This window comes from Acinetobacter sp. AS23 (assembly GCF_023612055.1).
Lineage (GTDB): Bacteria > Pseudomonadota > Gammaproteobacteria > Pseudomonadales > Moraxellaceae > Acinetobacter > Acinetobacter oleivorans.
This window is the reverse complement of record NZ_CP082274.1, coordinates 3,222,426-3,239,552: the sequence shown is the minus strand read 5'-3', so window position 1 is coordinate 3,239,552 and position 17,127 is coordinate 3,222,426. Positions and strand designations below refer to the sequence as shown.

Genomic DNA, 17,127 nt, shown 5'->3' with positions numbered 1-17,127 from the left:
AAGAGCTTGAGTTTTTAGAAATTCGAGCTTTTTTTATTCAGTAAAATAAGAACATTCGGGGCTTTTATTCATCCGATTTTGGTGTTGTTTTTAAATGGGTTGGCTTAAAATGCAATAAAATTGTCAGACAATGACATAGTTTTTAATCGGTACGATCAGTTAAAAACAAGGATGCGAAAGAAAAGCATGGATTAATGCATATAAAAAGTAGCGGGTGATTTATGAATCTCGAAGAGACAGAAAGTCTTTCTGAGCAAATTGTCAAATATATTAGCGAACAGATCATTAGTGGTGAGCTGGTTGAAGGCGAGCGTATTCAAGAATTACGTATTGCCAAAGAGCTAGATGTAAGCCGAGGGTCAGTTCGTGAAGCATTGTTATTATTAGAGCGTACTCATTTAATTGAGATATTTCCACGCCGCGGGGCAATTGTTTCAGAAATGTCTGCACAGCAGGTTAAAGCACTGTTTGACACAAACGTGATGTTATTGGGGCATATTGTTCAACGTATCAGTGAAACATGGCGCGCACATGAAGCAGATCAATTGCAACTATTGTTGGAACAACTTCTTGAGCATGTAAAAGCAGGAGATATCGAAAAATTTTATGATGGTGTTTTTCAATATCTCGCTGAACAGCAAGATATGGTGGGTAATCCCTACCTAATGAAGTTCTATAAAGAGTTACTACCTTCACTACGTCGCAGTTATTTTTTGACCTTAAATACCTCTAAGCGGGAACTACAAGAAGCATTTGCATTATTTAAACTCGTGACTGATGCAATTTTGATCCGAAAATCACAACAAGCCGCTTTATTTATGGAAGATTTTTGTCGACACTTACGTAACCTTGTGTTGGAATCGCTGACACGAATGAAACAGATTGAATTGGCCTGGGCAAGACGCTCACGCCGCTAGTTAGGGCATTATGCGTTTAAGCAGTTTAAAACTTTCCGGCTTTAAATCTTTTGCAGATAGTACAACTTTAAATTTTAAGGCGAACCGCACAGCAGTGGTTGGTCCAAATGGTTGTGGCAAATCAAATGTAATTGATGCCATTCGTTGGGTGATGGGTGAATCAAATGCTCGTCAGCTACGTGGTGGTAGCATGCAAGATGTTATTTTTACAGGAACCTCCAAGCGTAAGCCAGTGGGCGTGGCGAGTGTTGAGCTACGTTTTGATAATACCTATGGCAAATTGGGCGGGTCATATAATGCCTATAATGAGTTGGCCGTTCGTCGTCAGGTCACCCGTGAAGGTAAATCCGAATATTTCTTAAATGGCACACGTTGCCGCCGTCGTGATATTACCGATATTTTCTTGGGAACGGGTTTAGGGCCACGCTCTTATGCTGTGATTGAACAAGGTATGATTAACCGTCTGGTTGATGCCAAACCTGAAGAAATGCGCATCTTTATTGAAGAGGCAGCAGGTGTTTCACGCTATCAAGCTCGTCGACGTGAGACTTTGCAACATCTTGAACATACTGAGCAAAATCTTTCACGTTTAGAAGATATTGCCCTTGAATTAAAATCACAGCTGAAGACGCTTAAACGTCAATCAGAAGCAGCGGTTCAATATAAGACTCTGGAAAGCCAGATTCGGACCCTAAAAATTGAAATTTTGTCCTTTCAGGCAGATAAAAGCGTACGCCTTCAAGAAGAATATACAGTTCAAATGAATGAACTGGGTGAAACTTTTAAATTAGTCCGCTCAGAGTTAAGTACGATTGAACATGATTTAGAAGCAACCAGTGCTTTATTTCAGAGACTTATTCAGCAATCTTCACCACTACAACAAGAGTGGCAACAAGCTGAGAAAAAACTATCTGAACTGAAAATGACTCTGGAACAAAAACAGAGTTTATACCAGCAAAATAGTATGACTCTCGTTCAGTTAGAACAGCAAAAATTCCAAACTAAAGAACGTTTACAACTTTCTGAATTGCAACTTGAAACACTGAATAATCAGTTAGATGAACAAACTGAATCATTAACTGGAATTGAGCATACTGCAACGGAAGTTGAACAAAACTTTGCTGATTTACAATCTCAGCAAAAACAAGCACAGCAACAATTTGAACAAGTAAAAGCTCAGGTTGAAAAACAACAGCAGCAAAAAATGCAAATGTCTGCTCAAATTGAGCAATTAGGCAAAAATGTTCAACGCATTGAACAGCAAAAAGAAACGTTGCAACATCAAGCAAGTCAGATTCAATCACATGTTCATGAAGATGAGCAGGGTGAATTTGAGCAATTACAGCAGCAATTACGTCGTGAAATCTCGACGTTAGAGGCTGAAATTGAGCAACAATTACTACGTTTAGAGCAATCTCAACAGCAACATCAATTAAGTAAAAATCAACAACAAACGCTAAAAACAGAAATACAGGTTTTATTATCTGAGCAGAAAAACTTAAGTCAGCTTGTTGCTAAACAAAGTCCAAAGCAACATCAAAATGCACTACGCTTAATGCAGGCTCTACAGTTAACAGAGCAAGGCAAGCCACATGCACAGATCGTTGAAAAGTTTTTAGCAAAATGGTTGCAAGCTCATATTGTTGAAACTGAACAAGCCTTTCAGGAAGGAATTGCTCGCCAGTTAAAACCTTCAGAGCAAATAAATCAATTTAAAGGTAATTTAGCCTGTTTAAATGACTGGATTGCTTCGCCACAGTTATCAATCTTTTCGAATGTAGCGATTGCACAAGATTTGACTGTTGCTTTAAATGAGCAAAAGCAATTACAACATGGTCAGTCTATTTTGACTTTAGATGGCTATCATGTCGGGCAGGATTGGGTGATTGCCCTTATGTATGATGACGAGAGTCAAAGTGCACAAGGTATGCTGAGCCATCGCATTCGTCTAGATGAAATTGAACAAGCCCTTGAAAAGCAACAACCTGAATTACAAGCATTAGATCAAATTTTAGTTCAGCAAAAAGATGAACTAGGGCAGTTGCAGTCTGACTTGCAGCAGAAACAGCAAGTTGTTAAACAAAAACAAAAAGACTTACAACAGCTTGATGTGCAAATTGCTAAACAGCAAACCGCAGCACAAGCATTTTTATTGCAAAAGCAGCAATTGAAAGATCAGTTAGCTCAGCTAGACATGCAGCTTGAAGAAGATGCAATGCAAAAAGATGATCTGGAGATTGATTTGCATGCTCTAGCAATCAAACTTGAAACCATTTTACCTGATTATAAAACTTTGCAATTTCGGGTGGAAGACTTAACAGAGCAGTTAGAAGAACAGCAACAAGCTCTACAACATCAACAACAAGAACGCGAGATTTTACGCCGTAGTAGTACGCAAACCAGTCAACAAATCGAGTTGCTTGAAAAAGATATCTCGTTCTTGCAGAGTCAATATCAGCAGATTAATGCTCAAATGGAGCAGGCGAAAAAATTTGTTGACCCTATTCAGTTAGAGTTACCAAATCTTGAGTCAGAATTTCAGCAACAATTTGCTCAAACTGAAAAGTTGCAAAAGAACTGGAATGAATGGCAGCTTGAACTCAATAGTGTGCAGGAAAAACAACAAACCCTGACAGATCAGCGTCATCAATATCAACAAAAAGATGAACAACTCAGAGAGCAACTTGAAGAAAAGCGTTTGGCATGGCAAGCGGCTAAGTCAGATCGTGAACATTACCAAGAGCAACTCAAAGAGTTAAATGCCGAAGTCCAAAAAGGCTTACAAATCGATTTAACTGAGCACCAGCAAAAACTGGAAAAAGTACAGAAACAGTTTGAAAAAATCGGTGCGGTGAACCTTGCGGCTTCACAAGAGTTTGAAGAGGTTTCTCAGCGTTTTGATGAGTTGAGTCACCAGATCCAAGATTTGGAAAATACGGTAACTCAACTAAAAGATGCGATGAAAAGCATTGATCAGGAAACCCGTAAGTTGTTTATGACAACGTTTGATCAGATTAATCAAGAGTTGCAAAATCTGTTTCCAAAGGTCTTTAATGGTGGTGAGGCGAGTTTAAGCCTTGAAGATGACTGGCAATCTGGTGTTAAACTGATGGCTAGACCACCGGGTAAGAAAAATAGTTCTCTAGCATTACTTTCCGGTGGAGAAAAGGCTTTAACAGCGTTAGCATTAGTATTTGCGATTTTTAGATTGAATCCGGCACCGTTTTGTGTGTTAGATGAAGTGGACGCACCACTTGATGATGCGAATGTTCAGAGATATTGTAATTTGGTAAAAGAGCTTTCTGAACATGTACAATTCATTTACATTACACATAATAAGCTGGCGATGACCATGGCAACTGATTTGTTGGGTGTGACCATGCCTGAACCGGGTACATCAAAATTAGTCACTGTCGATTTAGAACAGGCAAAAGAATACGGGTTAGTTTCGGAGTCATAGAATGGAAATCAATACGATTATTGGCATCGTTGTCGCCATTATTATTATGCTAATTGGCTTAAAAATGATTTTAAAAAAGTCAAACCATGCCGAACCCTCATTAGACAGTGATTTGCATATTAATCCTGATAGTAATCAACCAGTTATACCTAGACATGTGCGAGATCAGCTTGAACAAGCTGAAGCTGAACGTGTATCAGCAACTAGTACAGAGCGAGTAGAGCCGACGTTAAATGAATCTGCATCGGTAGAAACTAGTACAACAAAACAAACAGAAACTTTGGCTGTAGAACCTGCTAAATCAATTTCAGCCGAATCAACTCAACCCGCTGTTGAAAACTCTTCAGACCAGATTAAATCTGAAGAAACTGTAAAAAGCTCTACCATTAACACAGACAGTTCAGCTGAGTTAGTTGATACGGTTTCTGTTAAATCGGAAATTGAAGCTTTATCAGAAGAAAACTTGAAATCTGAAAGTGAAAAAACTGAGCCTGAGTTGAGTTTAAACCCAAATATTGAAACTGCCGAAATTGCTGAATTTGAAGGCGAGAGTAATATTCTGGATGTTCATTTGCATGAACAGCAACGCTATGATGATGAAAGTGCATTAGCGATGGCTGAACAGATTATTGCTTTAAATGTCTATCCGAACCCGCGTCGCGCGTTGTCTGGAGATAAAGCACTTAAAGTATTGTTAAAATACGGTTTACGTTATGGCGAAATGTCGTGTTTCCATCGCTATGAAAATACGGATGAGCCGAGCGTACTGATGTTTTCAGTGTTACGTATGACAGACAATGGACCAGCTGGATTTGATCTTGAAACCTTGTCTAGTGAACAAGTTCAAGGGTTGGCATTTTTCCTTGCGCTTCCAAACAGTAAAGCCGTAACTGGTTTTGACATGATGGCGAGTATTGCAGGTTTAATTGCTCGTGAAATTGATGGCAAAGTTTATGATGAAAATAATCTTGAATTTACACCACAGTTAAAAGAGCACTGGCGTCATCATGTGATTGATTATCGTCCGGCACATGCGACTGCCTAGTTTTAATTTTTTACGTTCGTTGCGATAATTGCAATATATCTAGTCGCAGCTCAGGGTGGAGAAATTTCCACCCTTTTTTATGGTGAATAACATAATGGCAACAACTTCCGTGATCGAACAGATGCGTCAGCTTATTCAACTGATTGCAAAGCATAACCACGCCTATTATGTGATGGATCAGCCGACAATCTCGGACAGTGAATATGATCATTTATTTCACCAGTTAAAAGCTTTAGAAGAGCAATATCCTGATCAGGTTCAATCAGATTCTCCAACGACAAAGGTAGGCGGCCAAGCACTCTCTAAATTTCAAAGTGTGACTCATGTCGTTCCGATGCTTTCTTTGGGGAATGTTTTTAATCAGGAAGACTTATTTGCATTTGCTCGCCGTGTTGAAGAGCGTTTGCCTAACCAAAAAGTACAATACGAAGTAGAACTAAAACTTGATGGTCTTGCGATTTCGCTTTGGTATGAAAACGGTGTTTTAACACGTGGTGTTACACGCGGTGACGGAGAAACCGGAGAAGACATTACCCAAAACGTTAAAACAATTCGCAACTTGCCGAAAGTGTTGCATTCAGATCAATTTGAAATTCCACGTTTGCTTGAAGTCCGCGGTGAAGTACTCATGCCAAAGTCTGGCTTTGAAAAACTTAATGCCGATCAGGAAGCAAAAGGTGAGAAAACGTTTGCCAACCCGCGTAATGCCGCAGCAGGTAGTTTAAGACAGCTCGACCCGAATATTGCTGCTAGTAGACCTTTAGCGTTTTATGCGTATGGTATTGCCCAGTGCGAACCAAATCATAGCTTAACAACCATGCACGACAGCCTACAATGGCTTACGCAACTTGGATTTGAAATTGCTGAGCGTCAATATCTATGTAATTCAATTCAAGAAGTACAGCAGCGTTATGAGCAAATTCAACAAGAGCGTCCAGATCTACAAGTTGAAATTGATGGAATGGTCGTAAAGGTTGATGACCTAAAACAGCAACAACAACTTGGTTTCTTAAGTCGTGAGCCACGTTGGGCAACGGCTTATAAATTCCCTGCACAAGCTGCATTAACTACAGTTGATCAGATTGATTGGCAAGTAGGGCGTACAGGTACTTTAACTCCTGTAGCGCGTTTAAACCCTGTATTTGTAGGGGGAGTAACGGTTTCCAACGTAACTTTACACAACATTGGTGAAATCCATCGTCTAGATGTACGTGTTGGTGATACGGTTAGTGTTTATCGTACGGGCGATGTTATTCCTAAAGTAGAAAAAGTTTGGCCAGAATTCCGTTCACCTGACGCTGAAATTGTACATTTACCTGAAAGCTGTCCTGTTTGTGCCTCACCAGTTGTAATGCCTGAGGGAGAAGCTTTAGCACGTTGTTCTGGTGGCCTTTACTGTGCTGCTCAGCGAATTGAAGCGATTCGTCACTTCGTATCACGTAAAGCTCTCGATATTGAAGGTCTGGGAGACCGCTGGGTAGAGTCTTTATTACATCTCGATTTGCTCAAAGATGTTGCCGACATTTACCATTTGCATGAGCACCGAGAAACTTTGCTCGGTATTGAAAAAATGGGTGAGAAGTCGGTACAAAACCTCATTGATGCCATTGAAGCCAGTAAGAAGACAACGCTTGCTCGTTTTATTTATGCTCTGGGAATTCGTGGGGTGGGTGAAACAACAGCTAGAATGTTGGCCAATACTTTCCAAACTTTAGAAGCACTTAAAGCTGCTGATGTTGAAGCTTTAAAGAAAACCCCAGATGTCGGTGATATTACCGCAGAGTGGATTGCTGACTTTTTCTTGGCACCACATAACATTGAAGTGCTTGATCGCTTAATTGCAGCCGGAATTCATTGGGATGCGCCAACAGCTCCAACACGTCAGCCGTTAAATGGTGAAAGCTGGGTGTTAACAGGCACATTAGAGCAAATGACCCGTGATCAGGCGACTCAAATGCTACAAGCATTAGGTGCGCGTGTAAGCGGTAGTGTATCAAGCAAGACCAAATGCGTTGTTGCGGGCGAGAAAGCAGGTTCGAAATTAGAAAAAGCAGCAAAACTTGGTATTGCTGTTATGAATGAGACTGATTTCTTATCACTTATGGCGAGCTACGGGCAGACTTTAAGCGAATAGGTCTACCGAAATAAGAACCATTGATTTTAGTTACAAATTTATAAATTGATGGTTTAAGTTATATTTTAACGCTTGTTTGAGCTTATAAATCAGACAAGCGTTTCTTTTTGCACAGGAAATTTAAATAACTTAAACTGCAAATGCGTATGTTTCTCATTTTAATTTGATAAAAATCATAAACTTAACTATTTTTTGTTTTGCAATCATTTTTAAGATTGCCCATAATAGTCTTCATACGATAGGAGATTTATTATGCGTGGCAATCCAGAAGTCATAGACTATTTAAATATGCTCATTGGCGGAGAATTGGCTGCCCGTGATCAATATCTAATCCATTCTCGTATGTATGAGGATTGGGGCCTAAATAAAATTTATGAACGTATTGATCATGAGATGCAAGAAGAAGCTTCTCATGCTGATGCGATCATTCGCCGTGTATTGTTCTTAGGTGCTAAACCAAACATGCATCGTGAAGATATCAATGTTGGTACAGACGTTGTATCTTGTTTAAAAGCTGATTTGGCGCTTGAATATCATGTTCGCGAAAAGTTAGCGACAGGTATCAAACTTTGTGAAGAGAAGGGCGATTACATTAGCCGTGATATGTTGCGTCAACAATTATCAGATACTGAAGAAGACCATACATATTGGCTAGAAAAGCAATTACGTTTAATTGAGTTGATTGGCTTACAAAACTATATTCAATCTCAAATTTAATAAAAAGACCCAGCTTAAGCTGGGTTTTTTATGGGCTTATTTTTATAAAATCAACTCATCGCTTAAATGTTAATTTTGTCAAATTGAACATATTCAAAGCCTTACTATATAAGGCTTTGGCAGTTACAAAAAAGTCAGAAAAATTGTATCGCACCCCCTGTTTTTTTTATGAAATTGTTTATAATTTCGCCAATAAAACCCTTGCCTAGAAATTTAATGAGGCAAGGGTTTTTCTATGGAAAATCGGTTGGTATGGATCGCCAATGATTTTATGGTGAGTTCGCGAAATATGTTATTTACCAAACCTGCTGTTTTAGACACAGCTACTCTCTTAAGCACACAGCGTCTTGCAACACGACTAAGCTTTTTTAGCTTAGGATTTGCGACTGCAGCTTGGGCACCTCTCATTCCTTTTGCGCAGCAGCGCCTAAACCTAAATCATGCTGATTTTGGTTTACTTTTGCTTTGTATGGGTATTGGCTCAATGATTGCTATGCCTGCGACTGGTGCTTTAGTCAAGCGCTGGGGATGTCGTCCGCTAATTGCTTTAGCATTGATGCTGTTAATGGTCTTATTACCTAGCCTTACGATGTGGAGCAGCATTGTGACCATGGCTGTAGCATTGTTTGTCTTTGGATCGGCAGCAGGATGTCTTGGAGTAGCTATTAATTTACAAGCAGTGGTTGTTGAAAAACATAGCTTGCGAGCGCTCATGTCTAGCTTCCATGGAATGTGTAGTCTTGGTGGCTTAACAGGCGCTATGCTTGTGACAGCACTATTGGCAGTAGGGCTTTCACCCTTAATGAGTACTTTGTCAGTCGTTATGATTTTGCTTGTTATTGGTGGTGTTGCGATTCCATCTTGTTTAACGTCTTTTGAACAGGATGAAAAGCCACATGAAGATACAACTCAAGCACCGAAAAAACGTTATCGTCCCGATGGCATTATTCTGCTTATTGGTATGATGTGTTTTATCGCCTTTTTATCAGAAGGTGCGGCGATGGATTGGGGTGGTATTTATTTAACGAGTAAATATCAACTTAATCCTGCTTTTGCTGGTCTCGCATATACTTTCTTTGCGCTTAGCATGACCACTGGTCGTTTTGCAGGTCATGTCTTGCTTAAGCAATGGGGCGAAAAAAATATTGTGACTTATAGTGCACTTGGGGCTGCGATTGGTATGGCTGTTATTGTGACAGCACCTGTGTGGCAAGTGGTTGTATTAGGTTATGCACTATTAGGATTAGGCTGTTCTAATATTGTACCAGTGATGTTTTCTCGCGTAGGTCGACAAAATAAGATGCCGAAAGCAGCAGCACTTTCTTTAGTATCTACGATTGCCTATACAGGCTCATTAAGTGGACCAGCTTTAATCGGTTTAATTGGTGAATGGGCTGGTTTAAGCACGGTTTTAACAGGTGTAGCTGTATTGCTTTTTATTATTGCTTTACTTAACCGTTTTACGTTAATCAAGACAAATTAATTTATAAATAATAGATCCCCTCTAGCGAACATCGAGAAATTAAATTTCTCGATGTTCTTTTTTAGATTTATAAAACTTGATAGATAGATTGATAATTATCTTGTAATAATCTCTGAGGCTTCATTAGTAGGGTTGGTGTCTTTTCTAAATCATCTAAGAAGTTATTTCGCCAATTGGTAAGATCAGAAGATGTTAATCCCTCTATCAATTGCTGATAACGATTAATACGCTCAGTTTTAGACATTTCTAAAGCCATTTTTAAAGTATCCATCATTGCCGCTCTATCTTGAGGATCAACAATCAAGGCTTGAGACATTTGCTCAGCAGCTCCAGCATATTTAGATAAAATGAGTACCCCAGGATTTTCTGGGTCTTGGGCTGCAATATACTCTTTAGCGACTAGGTTCATACCATCGCGTAGTGAACTGATCCAGCAAATATCTGAATGGCGGTAAATGTGCATAAGATTATGGTGTTGAACCGTGTCATAGCAACAATCTACCGGTCTCCAGTCTTCATGTGCAAACTCTTCGTTAATTAACTCTAGCTTGGTTTTAAAACGTTGGTATAAACGTTGATAAGCTGGAATATCGATACGAGAAGGTATTGCCACTTGAAGATGTCGAACTAAACCATGATATTCGGGGCTGGTTTCCAAAAAGGTTGCAAAGGCATTAAATCTTTCGAGTAAACCTTTTGAGTAATCAATACGATCAACCCCAATAATAGTTTTTTGGCGTGGGATTTCTTCAAAATTAAACACGGAAGAGGTCGCCAAATCTTGTTGGGCTTGCTTTTGTATAATCTCTGGCTGAACACCAATTGGGTACGATTTAATTAATATTTGACGTTTTTTATAGCTAATACTGTTGCTTTGAATTTTCTGAGCTTCAAGTAAATTTAGACAAGTCTGCATACATGCATTTTGATCGATCTGAGTTTGTAAACCAATAACATCATATTGACTCAAGTCTTGAATTAATTCTCGAGCTACTGGAATTTTGTGCCAGATATTTAGGCTAGCAAAAGGAATATGTAAGAAGAAACCAATTTTATTTTGCATGCCTAATTCACGGCAGTAACGCGCCACACTAAAAAAGTGATAATCATGTATCCAAATAAGATCGTCAGGCTGTGCAAGCTGTTTTAATTTTTCAGCGAATAACCGATTGACCTTTTGATAGGTGCTATATTCTTCTGCATCATATTCAATCAGATCTTCTCGGGCATGCATTGCTGGCCAGAGAACCTTATTTGCAAATCCACAGTAATATTGCGCGTATTGTTGATGAGTAAGAGGACAGGTAATGTAATCAATTCCTTCAGAATAGGCCTGTTCAAATTCTGGCGCTTCGCCATCGGTGATTTGCTGACCATTCCAGCCTAACCAAATGCCATTACTATCATTCAAAGCATCTTGTACAGCCACGGCAAGGCCACCTGCTGAAGCTTTACCTGATGGCATACTTATTCTGTTCGATAACACAATTAATTTAGACATATTTGTTCTCCATTCTCATTTTGGCTATTTTTGACATATAAGCTTTTTATTCTGTTTTTAAATAAAAGAAGAAAATTCGCGACATTATCAATATCTTTTAATCTATATTTGGCCTGTGTTTCTCCGGAGCCTACTTTAATCGTGAGACCAGCGTACTGATTAATAAAAATAAAACCAGATTCATCCGTTAAATCATCTCCTATAAAAATCGGTACTACAGAAGGTAAATTAAGATGATTTAATATAGTTTGAATTGCTTTACCTTTGTCAGCTTGGTTTGGTATTAACTCAACAACAAATTTCCCATGATTTATTTTTAATTGGGGGTAATCGGAATTAATCTGATGCATAATATTAATGGCATCATTTTCTAAGTTAGGATTTTTTCGGTAATGTAAAGCAATAGAATATCCTTTATCCTCAATTAATAATTCAGGATATTTCTCACAAGATTTCATAATATCTTGTTTTAATTTTTTAAAATTAATCGAACTTAAATCTGGTCGAATATAATGATCTGAGCCAAAATAAATATCTAAACCATGCAAGCCAGCAACAGGAATCTCAATATACTGTAATAGCTTACAAGCTGTGTCTACATCTCGACCTGTTACAGCAATAACGGGTATATTTAATTTAATAATTTTTTTTATAGTTTCTAATGTAGTGTTTGGAATAAAACTTTGCTCAGGATTAATTTGGAATGGTGCTAACGTCCCATCAATATCCAAAAATAAGCAGTAATTTTTATCTAAAGATAAATTTTTTATAATATCATCTGGTGTAACAAAATATGTATTTTTTTCTCTCCCATCAGATATTGTACATTGACTGTTCATATTAGCCTTCCCAATATATTTTGTTCAATAATTAATCTTCTAACATTAAAATGAATTGATGAGTCATTTCTTTTAATAAAAAAACATAAGTATTAACATTAATTACATTGCATAATGGATTTATAGGCGAAGTGTGGATTATGTTGTTTTTTGAGTGGCTTCAATGTTTAGATAATTAAAGTTTTGTATATTTACTATGAATAATGCAGGTCTTGTTTATCAATATATTTCAGAATATTAAATACTCATAAATCCTTGATTTTACTTTTTGAAATTCAATTTTTATGTTGATTTTAAAAGATATTTTAAAACGATAATATTATATAATCCTTATAAAGTTGGCTTTGGACAGGCATATGAAGTTACAAAATAAAATTTTATTAATTACGGGTTGGGGAGTAGGTGTGGAACCTTTGCAAACTCTAAAATTACATTTGGAAAAAAAAGGTTTTGATACTCAACTTATTAATATTTTTAATGTTTTAGATCGTAACTTTCAAGCGCAGCTTGATTTAGTGGCTGAAGTTGATGTGTTAATCGGTTGGTCTTTAGGTGGGCAGTTAGCGACTCAACTGGTTGATATTTTTTACAAGCAAACAGGGCAAACTAAAACTTTAATTACACTCGCTTCAAACCCTTGTTTCGTTGCTAATGACAATTGGCAAACAGCAATGCCTACTGATGTATTTAGTCAATTTAAAGCGTCTTTTTTACAGAACCCGCAAGCTACTTTAAAGCGCTTTTATTATTTAATTACATTTGGCTCATCTCAAGCTAAAAAAGATTGGATAAGCATACAAAATATAGTAAGCCCACCTTCAAATGAACTTTTATTAGAAGGTTTACAAATGCTTGAACAATTAAATCTGGTAAGTAACGTAAAAAACTATCTGGGACCACAGCTTCATCTGTTTGCCGAGCAAGATAATGTCATTCCTTGCAAAATTATAGAAAATTTTAAAGATATAGCGACAAAGAACATGAGTTATAAGCTACTAAAAGATGCTACACATGCTTTTCCCTACCTACAGGTCGAAAGAACAATAGAAGAAATCTGCCAATTTTTAACAATTCATCAGCAAAGTTAATAAGCTTTGATTGATATCGCAATTTTCTTTCATTCTTAACAGGTTTAACATGTGTTTAATGAAAGATTTGAACGCTGTAAAAGGGTAAATAGGATGACCGATAATTTTGATTTAGAACATATTTGGCATCCTTATACTTCAATGACCCAACCTTTACCCACATTTAAAGTGAAACGTGCCTATGGGGCAACGATTGAACTAAATGATGGTAAAACTTTAATTGATGGTATGTCGTCTTGGTGGTGTGCAATTCACGGCTATAACCATCCTGAACTCAATCAGGCAGTGACAGATCAATTACAGAACATGTCACATATCATGTTTGGTGGGCTAACTCATGATCCTGCGATTGAGCTTGGGAAAATTCTTTTAAAAATTACACCGCCAAGTCTCGATAAAATTTTCTATGCAGATTCAGGGTCGGTTGCCGTTGAAGTTGCTTTGAAAATGGCTGTGCAATTTTGGACAGCACAAGGCCAACCACAAAAAACAAATTTTATTACTACACGTTCGGGTTATCACGGTGATACATGGAATGCGATGTCTGTCTGTGATCCAGTGACAGGTATGCATCAGATTTTTGGTACCAGCTTACCAAACCGTCTTTTCGTAGCAGCACCACAGATCAAATTTCATGAAGATTGGAATCCTCAAGATATTGCCGAGCTAGAACAGGCTATTCAGCAAAATCATGAAAACCTTGCTGCACTCATTATCGAACCAATTGTTCAAGGTGCAGGGGGCATGCGTTTTTATCATCCTGAATATTTACGTCAGGCTAAAGCACTTTGCGAGAAATATCATCTGTTATTAATTTTTGATGAAATCGCTACTGGTTTTGGTCGTACGGGTAAGCTCTTTGCGTGGGAACATGCACAAGTTGAGCCCGACATTATGTGCATAGGTAAAGGATTAACAGGCGGCTATATGACTTTGTCTGCGACTTTGACTACAAAGCATGTTGCAGAAACAATTAGTCGCGGCGAGGCTGGGGTATTTATGCACGGTCCAACCTTTATGGCCAATCCGCTTGCTTGCGCTGTTGCCTTGAGAAGTACGCAATTGTTAATTGAGCAAGATTGGCAAGCCAATATTAAGCGAATTGAGCAACAGCTTAGCCAATATTTAATGCCTTTAAGTCAGCTTGATTATGTTGCTGATGTACGAGTGCTGGGTGCAATTGGTGTAGTAGAACTTACCTTTAATGTCGATATGAAAACTTTACAGCAACAATTTGTAGACCGTGGAATCTGGATTCGTCCTTTTGGCAAACTGGTTTATGTGATGCCACCGTATGTCATCACTCAACAAGAGCTAAGTGATTTGCTTGAACAATTGGTTGACGTTGTTAAAACGTTACAGGGAGCACATTAAGATGTCATTGCTTGATCATTTTGCTAACGAGTTAGATGAGTTAAAACAACAAGGTAATTTCAGACAATTTACCCAAAATGTGCAGCATGGGCGTTTTATTACAATTCAAAATAAAACAATGCTCAACTTAGCTTCAAATGACTATCTTGGACTGGCGGCTGATCTCAATCTTCGCCAAGAGTTTTTAGATAGCTTGCCGTTAGAGCGGAGCTATTTTAGTTCTTCATCGGCCCGTTTATTGACGGGTAATTTTGATGAATATGAACAGTTGGAAAATAGCCTAAGTAATGCATTTGGTGGTCGGTCGGTTTTACTATTTAATAGTGGCTATCACATGAATATTGGTATTTTGCCAGCTGTTGCTGATAGCAAAACTTTAATTTTGGCAGATAAGTTAGTCCATGCGAGCATGATTGACGGTATACGTTTATCTGGTGCGCAGTATGTGCGTTATCGACATAATGATTTACAGCACTTAGAACAACTTCTGCAAAAGTATCATGATGATGACAAGATTGAACGAATCATTGTGGTCACAGAAAGTATTTTTAGTATGGATGGTGATGAAACGGATTTAGCCGCATTAGTCCAGCTTAAAAAACGTTTTGCTAAAACCATGCTATATGTCGATGAAGCACACTCAATTGGTGTTCGTGGTCAGCAAGGTTTGGGATGTGCTGAACAATATAATGTGATTCAGGAAATTGATTTTCTAGTGGGTACCTTCGGTAAAGCATTAGCAGCAGTCGGTGGTTACATTATTTGCGATCCAATTATTAAAGACTATCTTATTAATAAAATGCGTCCGCTTATTTTTACTACCTCTCAACCCCCTATTATTGTAGCTTGGGTAAACTTTATATTCCAAAAAGTATTGGTTGCTCAACCTCAGCGTGAACACTTAAAAAATATTAGCCAATATCTTCAACAAGCCGTTGTACAAAAGGGTTATGTAAGCCCGTCGACTAGTCATATTGTTCCAGTTATTGTTGGAGAAAGTCAGGCTGCGATCGATAAGGCAAAACACGTTCAAGAAAGCGGCTTTTATGCCATGCCTGTACGCCCACCAACAGTACCTAAAAATAGTGCACGTTTGCGTATTTCTTTAACGTCAATGGTGCAGCAACATGAGCTTGAAGAATTGGTGAGTTTTCTGTGAGTTTGAATAAAAACTTGGTTGCCCAGCGTTTTGCCAAAGCTGGGCAAAGCTATTCAGAGCATGCAATAGTTCAAAAACAAATTTGCCAAAATTTAATGGGCTTACTAAAGCAGTTTTGCCCAAGTACGATGTCACGTGTTTTTGAAATCGGTTGTGGTTCTGGCAATTTAACTCGTCTTATTACTGCATCTTTTCAGATTGAAGAGTTAATTTTGAATGATCTGTATGCAGATGTGCAGCAGCACTTCAATCATCAAGAAAATCTGAAATGGTTGATTGGGGATATTGAAACTTTAGAGTTTCCCCAGCAGCTCGATATGATTGTTTCAGGTTCTGCTTTGCAATGGATGCAGGATTTGCCGCTTTTGCTTAAGCGTTGTAATGAGGCTTTAGTTGATCAAGGCTGGTTATGCTTTTCAACATTCGGCTCTCAGAATTTAAGAGAAATTAAAGAGCTGACAGGCCAAGGTTTAAGTTATTGGTCAGTTGAAAATTGGAATAGTGCCTTAACTCATGCTGGTTTTGAGATTTTGCATTTGGCAGAGTCGGAAACTCAACTCTATTTTGATTCGCCTAAAGCCGTGTTGCAGCATTTAAAAGCAACAGGTGTAACGGCAACTGCTAAGCATCGTTGGACAAAGCAAACTTTACAACAGTTTTATCAAGATTATGATCGGTTTAAGTACGCTGAGGGATATTCCCTAACATACCATCCGATTTATTGTATTGTCCGGAGAGTGAAGTAAATGAGTGGCCAGATCTATTTTGTGAGTGGGATTGATACCGACATTGGTAAAACCTACACTACAGGCTTTTTAGCAAAATTATGGACTGAGCAGGGTAAAAAAGTGATTACCCAAAAACTCATTCAGACAGGTAATGCTGATATTTCTAAAGATATTGAAAAGCATCGTGAAATTATGGGGCAGGGCTGGTTTCAAGAAGATTATGACAAGCTAACCATGCCTGAAATTTTTAGCTATCCTGCTTCGCCTCATCTTGCAACACGCTTAGATAATCGAGAAATTGATTTTCAAAAAATTGAAAATGCGACGCAAACATTGGCAGAGCGTTTTGAAATTGTATTGTTAGAAGGTGCGGGCGGCTTAATGGTGCCACTAACTACCAGTCTGCTTAGCATTGATTATGTTGCTCAGCACCAGTACCCAGTTATTTTGGTAACATCAGGTCGTTTAGGAAGTATTAACCATACTTTACTTAGTCTTGAAGCACTTAAGTCTCGTGGCCTTAAATTAAAAGCTTTGGTCTATAACTTAAAAGATGAATCAAAAGATCCATTAATTTCTCAAGATACTTCAAATTATCTGAAAGATTATTTAGCAGTTCATTTCCCTGAAGCTGAATGGATTGAACTGGAAAAAATGAATTAAAAAAGCTATAAAAAACCGC

Annotated in this window: 13 protein-coding genes; 11 read left to right on the top strand and 2 right to left on the bottom strand. The window is 38.2% G+C overall.

The window, feature by feature from the left end:
• The first annotated feature begins 221 nt into the window (after positions 1 to 221).
• The 6 genes from K6I41_RS15325 (at position 222) to K6I41_RS15300 (ending at position 9,756) form a co-directional block, all read left to right on the top strand.
• Positions 222 to 917 carry a GntR family transcriptional regulator gene (locus tag K6I41_RS15325; RefSeq protein WP_004794249.1) on the top strand — a complete coding sequence of 232 codons (696 nt, stop codon included), beginning with the start codon at positions 222 to 224 and terminating at the stop codon, positions 915 to 917.
• A 10-nt stretch (positions 918 to 927) separates the two neighbouring features.
• Positions 928 to 4,377: a chromosome segregation protein SMC gene (smc, locus tag K6I41_RS15320; RefSeq protein ID WP_250374734.1), complete on the top strand. Its 3,450-nt coding sequence runs from the start codon at positions 928 to 930 to the stop codon at positions 4,375 to 4,377.
• 1 nt (position 4,378) lies between these two features.
• On the top strand, positions 4,379 to 5,422 hold the full coding sequence (locus tag K6I41_RS15315) for a cell division protein ZipA C-terminal FtsZ-binding domain-containing protein (protein WP_250374733.1): 1,044 nt from the start codon (positions 4,379 to 4,381) through the stop codon (positions 5,420 to 5,422).
• 94 nt (positions 5,423 to 5,516) lie between these two features.
• A complete protein-coding gene (gene ligA / locus K6I41_RS15310) occupies positions 5,517 to 7,556 on the top strand; it encodes an NAD-dependent DNA ligase LigA (protein WP_250374732.1) in 2,040 nt (679 codons plus the stop codon).
• 252 nt (positions 7,557 to 7,808) lie between these two features.
• Positions 7,809 to 8,273, top strand: coding sequence for a heteropolymeric bacterioferritin subunit Ftn (ftn, locus tag K6I41_RS15305; RefSeq protein ID WP_001214863.1), 465 nt, complete (start codon positions 7,809 to 7,811; stop codon positions 8,271 to 8,273).
• 289 nt (positions 8,274 to 8,562) lie between these two features.
• Positions 8,563 to 9,756, top strand: a complete 1,194-nt coding sequence (locus tag K6I41_RS15300) for an MFS transporter (protein WP_250375797.1) — start codon at positions 8,563 to 8,565, stop codon at positions 9,754 to 9,756.
• 67 nt (positions 9,757 to 9,823) lie between these two features.
• On the opposite strand, the gene K6I41_RS15295 is transcribed toward K6I41_RS15300, so the two are convergent.
• Together K6I41_RS15295 and otsB are read right to left on the bottom strand one after the other, a co-directional pair.
• The gene (locus K6I41_RS15295) at positions 9,824 to 11,257 is read right to left on the bottom strand and encodes an alpha,alpha-trehalose-phosphate synthase (UDP-forming) (RefSeq protein ID WP_199987820.1); all 1,434 of its coding nucleotides are present in this window, start codon (positions 11,255 to 11,257) and stop codon (positions 9,824 to 9,826) included.
• Entirely contained in the window at positions 11,245 to 12,096 is an 852-nt protein-coding gene (otsB, locus tag K6I41_RS15290; RefSeq protein WP_250374731.1) for a trehalose-phosphatase, read from the bottom strand. Before otsB ends, K6I41_RS15295 begins: the two co-directional genes overlap by 13 nt.
• A 356-nt stretch (positions 12,097 to 12,452) precedes the next feature.
• Here otsB and K6I41_RS15285 point away from each other — a divergent pair, with 356 nt between their 5' ends.
• The 5 genes from K6I41_RS15285 (at position 12,453) to bioD (ending at position 17,108) form a co-directional block, all read left to right on the top strand.
• Complete coding sequence (locus K6I41_RS15285) at positions 12,453 to 13,184, top strand: alpha/beta fold hydrolase (protein WP_250374730.1); 732 nt, start codon at positions 12,453 to 12,455, stop codon at positions 13,182 to 13,184.
• 93 nt (positions 13,185 to 13,277) lie between these two features.
• The gene (gene bioA / locus K6I41_RS15280; protein ID WP_250374729.1) at positions 13,278 to 14,558 is read left to right on the top strand and encodes an adenosylmethionine--8-amino-7-oxononanoate transaminase; all 1,281 of its coding nucleotides are present in this window, start codon (positions 13,278 to 13,280) and stop codon (positions 14,556 to 14,558) included.
• A 1-nt stretch (position 14,559) separates the two neighbouring features.
• Positions 14,560 to 15,717, top strand: a complete 1,158-nt coding sequence (locus tag K6I41_RS15275; RefSeq protein WP_250374728.1) for an 8-amino-7-oxononanoate synthase — start codon at positions 14,560 to 14,562, stop codon at positions 15,715 to 15,717.
• On the top strand, positions 15,714 to 16,463 hold the full coding sequence (gene bioC / locus K6I41_RS15270) for a malonyl-ACP O-methyltransferase BioC (protein ID WP_250374727.1): 750 nt from the start codon (positions 15,714 to 15,716) through the stop codon (positions 16,461 to 16,463). The genes K6I41_RS15275 and bioC overlap by 4 nt, the downstream gene beginning before the upstream one ends.
• Entirely contained in the window at positions 16,464 to 17,108 is a 645-nt protein-coding gene (gene bioD / locus K6I41_RS15265; protein ID WP_250374726.1) for a dethiobiotin synthase, read from the top strand.
• The last annotated feature ends 19 nt before the right edge of the window (positions 17,109 to 17,127 follow it).